The organism is Marinobacter qingdaonensis, from assembly GCF_034555935.1.
GTDB lineage: Bacteria > Pseudomonadota > Gammaproteobacteria > Pseudomonadales > Oleiphilaceae > Marinobacter > Marinobacter qingdaonensis.
This window is the reverse complement of the sequence record NZ_JAYDCJ010000003.1, coordinates 333,447-345,456: the sequence shown is the minus strand read 5'-3', so window position 1 is coordinate 345,456 and position 12,010 is coordinate 333,447. Positions and strand designations below refer to the sequence as shown.

Below are 12,010 nucleotides of genomic sequence, written 5' to 3'. Positions count from 1 at the left end.
GTAACGGAGGGAACTAACGATGTTCGGAGCAATTCCAACCCGACCGCTGTTTGAAATTGAGAAACGACTGCTTTCCCGTGAGGGCCAGTGGCTGGTCCGCACCCGGGAGATCCCGGAGCTGGGGCCGTATCGGTCACGGCTGGAGGCGGTTGAAGGACTTTACCGCCACGTGGTGATCTGCACCGGTAGCCTGCGCAAGCAAGAGCCTGAGCAGGCACGGAAATTCGTCGAGCATTCAATCGCCGAGTGCAAGGAGCCAGGCTGTCAGCTTTGCTCCGACCTCCTGGCCCTTGCCCCGGATTCCAGGGTGGTTCAGCTGAAGGCCTGAATACCGGTCTGGCCACGGCCCAGGATCAGCGCGTGGACATCGTGAGTGCCCTCATAGGTGTTGACCGCTTCCAGGTTCATGACGTGACGGATGACGTGGTATTCGTCGGCAATGCCGTTACCGCCGTGCATGTCGCGGGCGACCCGGGCGATGTCCAGGGACTTGCCACAGTTGTTGCGCTTCAGCAATGAGATGGCATCCGGCGTTGCGGTGCCGTCGTCCATCATCCGGCCCAGTTGAAGGGCGGCTTGCAGGCCGAGGGTGATTTCGGTCTGCATGTCGACCAGCTTCTTCTGGACCAGCTGGTTGGCGGCCAGGGGCTTACCGAACTGCTGACGCTCCAGGGTGTAGTTGCGCGCGGCGTGCCAGCAGAATTCGGCAGCGCCCAGGGAGCCCCAGCTGATGCCGAAGCGGGCCTTGTTCAGGCAGCTGAACGGTCCCTTCAGACCTTCCACATCCAGCTTGTTGGCCTCGGGTACGAACACCTCGTCCATGAAGATGGAGCCGGTGTCGGACGCCCGCAGGGAGAACTTGCCGGGGATCTTCGGGGTTTCCAGGCCTTTCGCGCCCTCCCGCTCGATCACGAATCCGGTCACTTTGCCGTCGAGCTTGGCCCAGACCACGCACACGTCAGCAATCGGCGAGTTGGTGATCCAGGTCTTGGAGCCGCTCACCAGGTAACCGCCATCCACTTTCTTGGCCCGGGTTTCCATGCCCGCCGGGTCGGAACCGTGGTTCGGCTCAGTCAGGCCGAAACAGCCCACCAGTTCGCCCGAAGCCAGCTTCGGCAGCAGGCGCTTCTTCAGTTCTTCCTGGCCGAAGGCGTGGATCGGGTGCATCACCAGCGACGACTGCACGCTCAGGGCGGAGCGGTAGGCGGAATCCACCCGCTCCACTTCCCGGGCAATCAGGCCATAGCACACGTGGTTCAGGCCGGGGCCACCGTATTCCTCGGGCAGGGTGGCGCCGAGCATACCCAGTTCGCCCATCTCGTTAAAAATGGACCGGTCGAATTTCTCGTGACGGTTGGCCTCAATGATGCCGGGCATCAGGCGTTGGTCACAGAAGCTGCGGATGCTGTCCCGAACCTGGCGTTCGGTTTCGTCCAGTTGCTTGTCGAATTGCAGCAGGTCATCCCAGGGTGCGGAAGCCAAAGGCATGGTGTCTCTCCTCAGTAAAAATCAGTGGTTAACCCGTTCGATCACAGCAGCAATGCCCTGGCCAACGCCAATGCACATGCTGATCAGGGCATAACGGCCACCGCTGCGTTCCAGCTGGCGGGTGGCGGTAAGGGCAATGCGGGCGCCGGACGCCCCGAGCGGATGGCCAACCGCGATGGCGCCGCCATTCGGGTTCAGCCGGGAATCGGTTGGGTCGATGCCCAGTCGGGTGGTGCAGCCGAGCACCTGGGCGGCGAACGCCTCGTTGATCTCGATCACGTCCATATCCTTGAGGCTCAGGCCGGCCCGGGCCAAGGCTTTCTCGCTGGCGGGCACCGGGCCATAGCCCATGACCTCCGGCGGTACGCCGGCAATGGCGGACGCCACGATGCGCGCCCGCGGCTGGATACCGGCCCGTTCGCCGGCCTCGCGCGAGCCGATGATCAGGGCCGCGGCGCCGTCGTTGATGCCGGAGGCGTTACCGGCGGTCACCACGCCGCCTTCGAACAGCGGGCGCAGGCCGGACAGGGCCTCGACGGTGGACTGGGGGCGCGGATGCTCGTCCTCGGCCACGATCAGCGCCGGTTTCTTCCGGCCCTGGGGCACCTCGATGGGCAGAATTTCGTCATTGTAGAAGCCGTCCTGACGGGCGGCCTCGTATCGGGCCTGACTCTGGGCGGCAAACTGGTCGACCAGGCCCCGGTCCAGGTCCAGCTCCCGGGCGATGTTGTCGGCGGTCTCCGGCATGGAGTCGGCGCCAAAGGCCTGCTCAATGCGCGGGTTCGGGAAGCGTGCGCCGATGGTGCTGTCGAAGGCCCGGAAGTCACGGCTGTAAGGCGACTCGCTCTTGGCCATTACAAACGGAGCCCGGCTCATGCTCTCGGCGCCACCGGCGACGAACAGATCGCCTTCGCCGCAGCGAATCGCGCGGGCGGCATCGATCACCGCCGCCAGGCCGGAGCCACACAGCCGGTTCACGGTCAGGCCCCCGGTCTGCACCGGCAGTCCCGCGAGCAGGCCGGCGTGGCGGGCCAGATTGCGGGCGTCTTCACCGGCCTGGTTGGTGCAGCCGGCGATCACGTCTTCGTAGGCGTCCGGGGCAAACGCGTTGCGTTCCACCAGGGCCTTGATCACGCTGGCGAGCAGGTCATCGGGACGAACCTTGGCCAGGCCGCCGGCGTGGCGGCCGAAGGGGGTTCTCAGTCCGTCATAGATATAGGCGCTCATGGCGGCTTCCTCTGTTGGGCCGGACGCTGGGTCCGAAAGTGCTGGCGGCTCCGGATGGATCATTACCGGCCCCGCCCTGTACAATGTGCTAGACTAATTTCATTTAGCGAAACACAGTTTTGTAATTGAATACTGAGAGACTAATCCGGGTATGTTTGAAATGCAAGCAGAGTCCACTCCCCTGAAAACGGTGCGGTCATGACCGGTGTCCAGGCCTGGTTGCTGGCGGCCGCCGTGCTGTTGGAGCTGGTGGCCATGTGCCTGGGCAGCCAGCCGGTGAGCGCGGTGGCCGGGGTGATGTTTCTGCTGGGCTTCCTGCTGGCGGGCCGGCGCCTTCAGAGCTACGCCCGGGGCCTGTTGTTGGTGGCGCTGGCGGTGACCGCCGGGCTGGTGTATCACGACCAGCTGACGGCCGGGCAGCTGGTCAAGGCCGCCGCCGATGCCGCGTTCTACGCCGCCTTTCTCGGCAGCCTGGGGCTGATGCAGTGCCTGGTGCGCCGTTTCGAGGTGTTGCGCCGGATTCACGATGTCCTGCTCGGTGGCCGGCCGGTCTGGCTCTACCCCAAATACGCCCTGGTCAGTTGCGGGGTGGCGTCGGTGCTGAACTTCGGCATGATGAATCTGCTGTGCGGCACCTTATCCGAAACCCTGCGGGAGCGGGGCATCACCGGACCGTCCCGGTTGCGCTGGCTCCGCAGCGTGTTGATCAGCGCCCTGCGCGGTTTTTCCCTGGTGCCCCTGGTGGCGCCCACCAGTGTCGCGGTGGCGATTCTGACCCGCGAGCTTACCGACCTAAGCTGGTCCATGCTGGTGCCGTTCGGGATCCTGGTGGCCGCGGGTCTGGTACTGCTGGGCTGGCTCCTGGAGCAGCGCCGGTTCCGTCAGGTCAGCGCCGAACGGGTGGCCCTGGACGGCTGGCCCGAGGGCACCGGGAAGCTGATGCAGTTGATGCTGGCGGTGTTTGCCGGCATGGGCCTGCTGGTGGCCCTGACCGACCTGAAAGTCTCCGCCGCCGCCATGCTGGTGGTGCCCGGCATCACCCTGGGCTACATGCTCTGGCGGGACCGGGCGCCGGCCGCGGCGGCCCAGGAGGGGGCGACCCAGGTGGCGTCGATGGTGAACGAAATGGCGATTTTTGCCGCGTCGGCGATTCTGGGTGTCGCCCTGTCCGGGGTGATTCCCAGGGACGCGCTGGCGGGACTGGCGACGTCGGGGGCGGGGGTGTTCCTGCTGGCCGCGGGTGGACTGCTGATGATGCCGTTGTTGTCGGCCATCGGCATCATTCCGATTACCGTGCTCAGCATTCAGGCCGGGTTGTTGCCGCCCCTGGTGGCCCAGGGCATGGACCCGCTGCCCATTTCCCTGGCGCTGGTCACCGGGTTTTCCCTGGCCATGATGCTGTCGCCGTTCGGCCCCGCGGTCATGCTGCTGTCGCGCTTTGGCCAGGTGTCCCGCTGGAAGGTGGCATTCCGGTGGAACGGCACCTTTGTGCTGCTTGCCATCCCCCTGTTGCTGGCGTTTCTGGCAGTGATTACCCGGTCCTGATAACCGGTCTTAATAACCGGCTTAATAACCCCGTGACCGGTCGACCACGCCGGAAATGGCGCGCCCGGCGGCGTGGTCGCGGATCTTGGTGCTGATCTGCTCGATCGTGGTGTCGCGCAGGGTGCGGGCCGAGACGTGTGGGGTGATGGTTACGGACGGGTGGCGCCAGAACGGGTGCTCAGCTGGCAGCGGCTCCTGGCGGAACACGTCCAGCACGGCGTGACTGACCCGGCCGTCATCCAGCGCCTGCAGCAGGTCCTGGTCTACCAGGTGCTCGCCGCGACCGACGTTGATCACGACCGCATCGGCCTGCAGCTTGCCGAGCAGGCGGCGGTCAATCAGGTCCCGGGTCTGTTCGGTCAGGGGCAGGGTGTTGACCAGGACCCGAGTGGCGCCCAGGAACCTGTCCAGGTCCTCGGTACCGGCGTAGGTAGTCACGCCTTCCAGCTGGTGCGCGCCACGGGACCAGCCGCTGACCGGGTAGTCCAGGGCGGCTAGGGTGCGGGCCACGCGCTGGCCAATCTGGCCCAGGCCCATTGCGCCCACTGGCCACTGATGGCGCTGGGTCGGTCGGTGGATCTGCCAGCGGGCCTCAGCCTGCTGGTCGCGGTAACGGGCCATGCCGCGGCTGATGTCGACCACCTGGTGCAGGACGTACTCGGCCATCTGGGCCGACATGCCGGCGTCTTCCAGACGCACGACGGTGAGTTCCGGCGGCAGGTAGGGCAGCGCCATCAGGCCGTCCACCCCGGCCCCGAGATTGAACACCGCCTTCAGGCCGGGTTCACGCTCGAACAGGGCCGCCGGCGGTTGCCAGACAATGGCGTAGTCGGCGTTGACGGTGCCGCCGTTCGGGTCCCAGGCGATCACCTCGGCGTCGGGCAGGTGCTCCTGAATGGGGCGGGTCCAGCGTTCGGGTTTGGGATCGCCGGCAACAAACAGGACTTTCATGGCAGCTCCGTATTCGAAAAGTGTCGTTTAACTGGTTATGCTGTTTCGATCAGCAGAACGATGTGTCGAAAGCGGTTGGTGAGGGTCCAGTCGGGCATCACTCCCGCCGGAGAATTTTGAAACACAAAGAAAGAGTGTTTCACATTCGGCACGATTTTTGAAAAGACTTTGTGGTACTTGATTTTTCGAACCATTAAAATACCGCATCTTTAAAATGGGTGGCCAAGCTTGGAGCCACCGGATCAGGCGATGCTGTTGGAGGGCGCCTACTATTATGTCGAAAGCACAGACCACCTCACCGGAACTCATGGTTGCCTCCGGTGATGGCGAACCGGTAAAGCCGGAAAAAGACCGCAAATTTGTTGAGGCGCTCTCCCGTGGGCTTGATGTCCTGCGCGCCTTCAGCCAGGGCTCGGTCATCCTGGGCAACCAGGACATCGCGCGGATCACCGGGCTGCCCAAGCCGACCGTGTCGCGCATGACCTACACCCTGACCAAACTGGGATACCTGAGCTACAACCAGCAGCTGGAAAAGTACCAGCTCAGCTCCGGCGTCCTGGCCCTGGGTTATGCCTACGTCTCCAACCTGAAAGTGCGCCAGCTTGCCAAGCCGTACATGGACGAGTTTGCCCGCCAGACCAACATGTCCATCGGTCTGACCTGCCGTGACCGCCTGCACATGATCTACGTGGAAAACCGGTTGCCGCCAGAGGCGTCCCTGTTGCGCATGGACATCGGTCTCAAGTTGCCGATGGCCACCACCTCGGCCGGTCGCGCCTATTACTGCGCGATCACCGACAAGGCCCGCAAGACCATCGACGACGCCATGGAAGCCAAGTACGGGCCGGCCGGCTGGCTCGAGAAGAAAGAAGGCCTGGACCGGGCCAAGGAAGACTTCGAGAAGCACGGCTTCTGTCTGTCCCTGGGGGAGTGGGATCGCAACATCAACTCCGCCGGCGTGCCCATCCACCTGCAGGACGGCACCATTATGGCGCTGACCTGTGCCGCGCCGTCCTACCTGGTGTCCGGCGAGAAGCTGCGCGAATCCATCGCCCACCAGCTGGCGATGCTGGCCAGCGATATCGAGTCCCTGGGCGTCTGACCGGCCACCGGAGCGCCGGCGACCACCGCGCCCAATCGGCTCAAACCTGAAAAACCGCAGAGGCAACTCTGCGGTTTTTTTATGCCCGGTCTTTAATTCATGGTTGAAACCACGAAAAAACTCCTATTAAATCGTTCCTAAGTTTCGCTTGTTAAAACTAGATTCCATATTAGGCGAGGAGAGCATATGTCTGAGGTCGTAACCTATAACCGTGACGGCAGCGTTGGCGTGATCACTGTTAACTATCCGCCGGTCAATGCCCTGGGCCATGCGGTTCGTTCCGGCCTGCTCGCGGCCCTGAACCAGGGCCTGGCGGACGCCGAGGCCAAGGTTCTGCTGCTGGTGTGCGAAGGCCGCACCTTCATCGCCGGCGCCGATATCCGTGAATTCGGCAAGCCGATTCAGGAGCCGGTGTTGCCCGAGGTCATGAACCAGTTCGAGAACAGCAGCAAGCCGGTGATTGCCGCCATCCACGGTACCGCCCTGGGTGGTGGTCTGGAAACGGCCCTGGGCTGCCATTACCGCGTTGCCCTGGGCAGTGCCAAGGTTGGCCTGCCGGAAGTGAAGCTGGGCCTGCTGCCCGGTGCCGGCGGCACCCAGCGTCTGCCCCGCCTGACCGGCGCCCGCAAGGCGCTGGAAATGATCACCACCGGTGACTTCGTGGCCGCGCCGCAGGCCCTGGAACTGGGCATTGTCGATGCGGTCGAGGCCGGTGACGACATCCGCGAGGTGGGCCTGGCCTACGCCCGCAAGGCCGTCGAGGAAGGCTGGCCGGTGCGCCGGGTGCGCGACCTGACCGACAAGGTCGAGGCCGACAAGGGCAGCGAGGTCTTCGATGAATTCCGCGCCGCCCTGGAAAAGAAAGCCCGTGGCCTGTTCTCGCCGTTCAAGTGCGTCGACGCGGTCGAAGCGGCCTTTACCCTACCGTTCGACGAGGGCCTTCAGCGCGAACGCGCCCTGTTCTCCGAATGCATGGCGTCGCCCCAGCGTGCCGGTCTGATCCACGCCTTCTTCGCCGAGCGCGAGGTGTCCAAGGTCAAGGGCCTGGCCAAGGACACGCCGGTACGGGACGTGAACAGCGTCGGCATCATCGGTGCCGGTACCATGGGCGGTGGCATCGCCATGAACTTCGCCAACGTCGGCATTCCGGTCACCCTGGTGGAAGTCAAACAGGAAGCCCTGGACAAGGGCCTGGGCGTCATCCGCAAGAACTACGAGAACTCCGCCAAGAAGGGTCGCATCAGCCAGCAGCAGGTGGAAGAGCGGATGGCGCTGATCACTGGCAGCCTGACTTACGACGACTTCAAGGACGCCGACATGGTGATCGAGGCGGTGTTCGAGAACATGGCGATCAAGAAGGAAATCTTTGCCAAGCTCGACGCCGTGTGCAAACCCGGCGCCATCCTGGCGTCCAACACCTCCACCCTGGACATCGACGAGATTGCCTCCGCCACCGCGCGGCCCCAGGACGTGGTCGGCATGCACTTCTTCAGCCCGGCCAACGTGATGAAGTTGCTGGAAAACGTGCGCGGCAGCCAGACCTCGGATGAGGTCAAGGCCACGGTCATGGCGGTGGCCAAGAAGATCAAGAAGGTTGGTGTGCTGGTCGGCAACTGCTACGGCTTCGTCGGCAACCGCATGCTGCACAAGCGCGGCGCCGAGGCCATGGCGCTGGTGAACGAAGGCGCCACGCCCCAACAGGTGGACAAGGTCCTGACCGACCTGGGCTACCCCATGGGTCAGTTCGCCATGTCGGACCTGGCGGGCATCGACGTCGGCTACCGCATCCGTCAGGAGCGCCGCAATTCCGGAGAGGACGTGCCCCTGAGCTGGCTCGACAAGCTGGCCGAGCAGGACCGCTTGGGCCAGAAGACCATGGCCGGGGTCTACCGCTACGAGGAAGGCAGCCGCAAGCCCATCCCCGACCCGGCCGTTGACGCCATCATCGAGGAATTCCGCAAGGAGCAGGGCATTACCCCGCGCCAGATCACCGACCAGGAGATCCTGGAGCGCTGCATGTTCGTGATGATCAACGAAGGCGCGAAAATCCTGGAGGAAGGCATCGCCGATCGTTCGCTGGACATCGACATCGTCTGGATCTACGGCTACGGCTTCCCGGCCTACCGCGGTGGCCCCATGTTCTGGGCCGACCAGATTGGCCTGGACACCATCCTGAACGCGGTCGAGAAGTACTACGACGAGCTTGGTGGCGACCAGTGGCAGCCGTCGGCGCTGCTGAAGAAGCTGGTGGCCGACGGCCGTTCCTTCGGCGATCTCTAACCCAATTCGGGAGCTTTCCATGTCAGATGCAGTCATTGTTTCCACCGCGCGCACCGGTCTGGGCAAGTCCTACCGGGGCGCCCTGAACAACACCCACAGCGTCGACCTGGCCGGACACGTGATCCGGCACGCGGTCGAGCGGGCCGGAATCGACCCGGAGGTGGTTGAGGACGTGATCCTGGGCGCCACCTTCCACGAAGGGGCCCAGGGCAAGAACATGGCCCGGCTGGCGGCGATTCGCGCCGGCCTGCCGGCCACCACCGCCGGGCTGTCCATCAACCGGTTCTGCAGTTCCGGACTGCAGTCCATCGCCATCGCCGCCCAGCGGGTGGTGTCCGAAAAGGTACCGGCCATGGTCGCCGGTGGCGTGGAATCCATCTCCCTGGTGCAGAACGACAAGCTCAACAGCTTTCATGCTCGCAATGAATGGCTGATGAAACACAAGCCCGAACTGTACCTGTCGATGATTGAAACGGCGGATATCGTGGCCCAGCGCTACCAGGTCAGCCGTGAGGCCCAGGACGAATACGCCCTGATCTCCCAGCAGCGCACGGCCGCGGCCCAGGAAGCGGGCCGGTTTGATGATGAAATCGTGCCGTTCGACGCCACCATGCTGGTGAAGAACAAGGAAACCGGCGAGATCAGTGAGCGCGACGTTACCCTGAACCGGGACGAGTGCAATCGCCCGAACACCACCCTCGAAGGCCTGCAGGGCCTGGATCCGGTGCGCGGCGAAGACCAGTTTGTCACCGCCGGCAACGCCAGCCAGCTGTCCGACGGCGCCTCCGTATGCACGGTCATGAACAGCACCTTTGCCGAACAGAACAACATCGAGCCCATGGGCATCTTCCGGGGCTTTGCCGTCGCCGGCTGTGAGCCGGACGAAATGGGCATCGGCCCGGTGTACGCAATTCCGCGGTTGTTGCAGCGCAATGGCCTGACCATGGACGATATTGATCTGTGGGAACTGAACGAAGCCTTTGCCTCCCAGGTGGTGTACTGCCGGGACCGGTTGGGCATTCCCATGGACAAACTCAACGTCAACGGCGGCTCCATCGCCATCGGTCACCCCTACGGTGTGACCGGGTCCCGGCTGACCGGCCATGCCCTGATCGAGGGCAAGCGTCGCGGTGCCAAGTACGTGGTGGTTACCATGTGCATCGGCGGTGGCCAGGGCGCGGCTGGCCTGTTCGAGGTGGTGTGACCCGGGGCGTCGAACTTTCGCACAGAGGAGGAAACCGGCATGAAGGATCTGAGCAGGAACTACATCAACGGACAGTGGGTGGACTGGCAGGGCGATACCCTGGACGTGTTCGAGGCGGCCACCGGCGAGGTCATGGCCCGGGTCCCGGCCTCTGACCGCGACCAGATGAACCAGGCCATTGCCGCCGCCGACAACGCCTTTGAAGCCTGGTCCGAAAGCACCCTGGAGCAGCGGCTCAAAGTGCTGGAGCAGCTTCATGCCGGCCTGAAAGAACGCCGCGGCGAGATCGCCGAGACCATCAGCCGCGAGGTCGGCATGCCGATCAAACTGGCCACCGGGATCCAGGCCGGACTGCCCGCCACGGTCACCGAAAGCTACCTGAAACTGTTGCCGGACTTCGCCTTCACCGAGCAGGTCGGCAACTCCGAAGTGCAGTACGCACCGGTGGGGGTGGTTGGCTGCATCACGCCCTGGAACTACCCGCTGCACCAGGTGATCCTGAAAATCGTGCCGGCCATCGCCGCCGGGTGCACCGTGGTGCTCAAGCCGTCCGAAATCGCCCCCCAGAGCGCCTACATCCTGGCCGAGATCCTCGACGGCACCGACCTGCCCAAGGGCGTGTTCAACCTGGTTTGCGGTCTGGGTGAGACCGTGGGCGATACCCTGATTTCCCACCCGGACGTGCGCATGGTGTCCTTTACCGGCTCCACCCGCACCGGCGGTCGCATCGCCCACGCCGCAGCTGAAGATTTCAAACGCTTCGCCCTGGAAATGGGTGGCAAATCCGCCTCGGTGGTGCTGCCGGACGCCGATCTGGGCGCGGCAGTGAAGGGCACCGTCAACAACTGCCTGCTCAACTCCGGACAAACCTGTACCGCGCTGACCCGGCTGCTGGTGCCGGCCGACCGTCACGACGAAGCCTGCGAACTGGCGGCCGCCGCGGTGGCGAAAATGACACCGGGTAATCCGCTGGAAGACACCACCCGCCTGGGACCTCTGGCCTCGGCGCAACAGCGGGACAAGGTCCGGGGCTTCATCCAGATCGGTCTCGACGAGGGCGCCACCCTCGTAGCCGGTGGTCCAGATGCGCCGCAAGGCTGTGATCAGGGCTACTTCGTGCAGGCTACGGTGTTCGGCAACGTAAAACCGGACAGCCGCATTGCCCAGGAAGAAATCTTCGGCCCGGTCCTGAGCATCATCCCCTACACCGACGAAGCCGACGCCATCCGCATTGCCAACGGCACCGCCTATGGCTTGTCCGGCGCGGTCTGGTCCGCCGACCAGGACAACGCCAAGCGGATCGCCGGAAAATTGCGCACCGGCCAGGTCTTCGTCAATGGCGGCGCCTTCAACCCCCTGGCACCCTTCGGCGGTTTCGGCCACTCCGGCCTCGGCCGCGAATTCGGCAAATGGGGCCTGGAGGAATTCCTGGAAGTGCGGTCCCTTCAGCTGTAACCCGAGAAGTTTGCTCGGTCCCCGGGGTGGGGTGTCTTTTCTGCCGGGAAAAAGATGTCTGAGCGCAGCGAGTTATTTTTCCCAGAAGAAAAGATACCCCGCTGCGGGGGCCAGGCACCGAGTCTAGGCTTTGCCACCAAGAAGGATGCGAACGGCCGTACACGCGTCCTCGAGTTCTTCATCCCGGGGCTCACGACCACCCAGGATGTCGCTGTACAGGCAGGATTCAGCCAGGCGGACCATGAAGTAGGACAGGCTTTCGATGTTCATGGGAGGGGTGATCTGGCCCCGGGCCACCTGGTCTTTCAGCAACCGGGTGTTGGCCTCCACGGTGCGGCTGCGCAGCGTGGACTGAGACGAGGTCAGGATTTTCAGCGCGTATTCCGGGTCCTGGTGGATGAACTGCCGCAGGGGCCCGAAATGCAGGACGGTGGAGTTGATGTGCCGGTACACGCCCACCACGTAGTCGATCCCGGTACCGGGCGTGACCGCCAGTGCCTCCTGGCGCAGGGGATCGTACATCGACCAGAGGACCTCGCCGATCAGCAGGTCCTTGTTGCCGACCCAGCGAAACAGGGTGGCCCGGCCGATGTTGAGTTCGTCGGACAGCGAGGCGAGATGGATGCGCTCGCCCTTGAGCCACATGCGCCGGGCCCGCTTCAGCGCGTCGGCCGGGGTTGCTCGGGTTGGTGTGTGCTCGGTCACTGAAACCTCTTGCCGTGGTTTGACGCCATTCTAAACACAATAAAGGGAAGCTG

Annotated in this window: 10 protein-coding genes; 6 read left to right on the top strand and 4 right to left on the bottom strand. The window is 64.1% G+C overall.

Features of this window, described 5'->3' with window-relative positions; translation table 11 throughout:
* Nucleotides 1-19: 19 nt before the first annotated feature.
* On the top strand, nucleotides 20-328 hold the full coding sequence (locus U5822_RS04835) for a hypothetical protein (RefSeq protein WP_322854495.1): 309 nt from the start codon (nucleotides 20-22) through the stop codon (nucleotides 326-328).
* On the opposite strand, the gene U5822_RS04830 is transcribed toward U5822_RS04835, so the two are convergent.
* Nucleotides 313-1,488 carry an acyl-CoA dehydrogenase gene (locus U5822_RS04830; RefSeq protein WP_322854494.1) on the bottom strand — a complete coding sequence of 392 codons (1,176 nt, stop codon included), beginning with the start codon at nucleotides 1,486-1,488 and terminating at the stop codon, nucleotides 313-315. The two genes, U5822_RS04835 and U5822_RS04830, sit on opposite strands and share 16 nt — an antisense overlap.
* A gap of 21 nt (nucleotides 1,489-1,509) precedes the next feature.
* Nucleotides 1,510-2,715 (bottom strand): 3-oxoadipyl-CoA thiolase, encoded by a 1,206-nt coding sequence (locus tag U5822_RS04825; RefSeq protein ID WP_322854493.1) that lies wholly within the window; start codon nucleotides 2,713-2,715, stop codon nucleotides 1,510-1,512.
* Nucleotides 2,716-2,913: 198 nt separating this feature from the next.
* Between U5822_RS04825 and U5822_RS04820 the strand changes: the two genes are divergently transcribed.
* On the top strand, nucleotides 2,914-4,260 hold the full coding sequence (locus tag U5822_RS04820) for a hypothetical protein (protein WP_322854492.1): 1,347 nt from the start codon (nucleotides 2,914-2,916) through the stop codon (nucleotides 4,258-4,260).
* Nucleotides 4,261-4,281: 21 nt separating this feature from the next.
* Here U5822_RS04820 and U5822_RS04815 read toward each other — a convergent pair whose 3' ends face one another.
* Complete coding sequence (locus tag U5822_RS04815) at nucleotides 4,282-5,211, bottom strand: 2-hydroxyacid dehydrogenase (protein WP_322854491.1); 930 nt, start codon at nucleotides 5,209-5,211, stop codon at nucleotides 4,282-4,284.
* A gap of 307 nt (nucleotides 5,212-5,518) precedes the next feature.
* Between U5822_RS04815 and U5822_RS04810 the strand changes: the two genes are divergently transcribed.
* From U5822_RS04810 to U5822_RS04795, 4 genes are all read left to right on the top strand, one after another.
* On the top strand, nucleotides 5,519-6,313 hold the full coding sequence (locus tag U5822_RS04810) for an IclR family transcriptional regulator (protein WP_322856884.1): 795 nt from the start codon (nucleotides 5,519-5,521) through the stop codon (nucleotides 6,311-6,313).
* A gap of 186 nt (nucleotides 6,314-6,499) precedes the next feature.
* Entirely contained in the window at nucleotides 6,500-8,593 is a 2,094-nt protein-coding gene (locus tag U5822_RS04805; protein ID WP_322854490.1) for a 3-hydroxyacyl-CoA dehydrogenase NAD-binding domain-containing protein, read from the top strand.
* A gap of 19 nt (nucleotides 8,594-8,612) precedes the next feature.
* A complete protein-coding gene (locus U5822_RS04800; RefSeq protein WP_322854489.1) occupies nucleotides 8,613-9,797 on the top strand; it encodes an acetyl-CoA C-acyltransferase in 1,185 nt (394 codons plus the stop codon).
* A gap of 39 nt (nucleotides 9,798-9,836) precedes the next feature.
* A complete protein-coding gene (locus tag U5822_RS04795) occupies nucleotides 9,837-11,252 on the top strand; it encodes an aldehyde dehydrogenase family protein (protein ID WP_322854488.1) in 1,416 nt (471 codons plus the stop codon).
* A gap of 123 nt (nucleotides 11,253-11,375) precedes the next feature.
* On the opposite strand, the gene U5822_RS04790 is transcribed toward U5822_RS04795, so the two are convergent.
* Entirely contained in the window at nucleotides 11,376-11,957 is a 582-nt protein-coding gene (locus tag U5822_RS04790; protein ID WP_322854487.1) for a QsdR family transcriptional regulator, read from the bottom strand.
* Nucleotides 11,958-12,010: the final 53 nt, after the last annotated feature.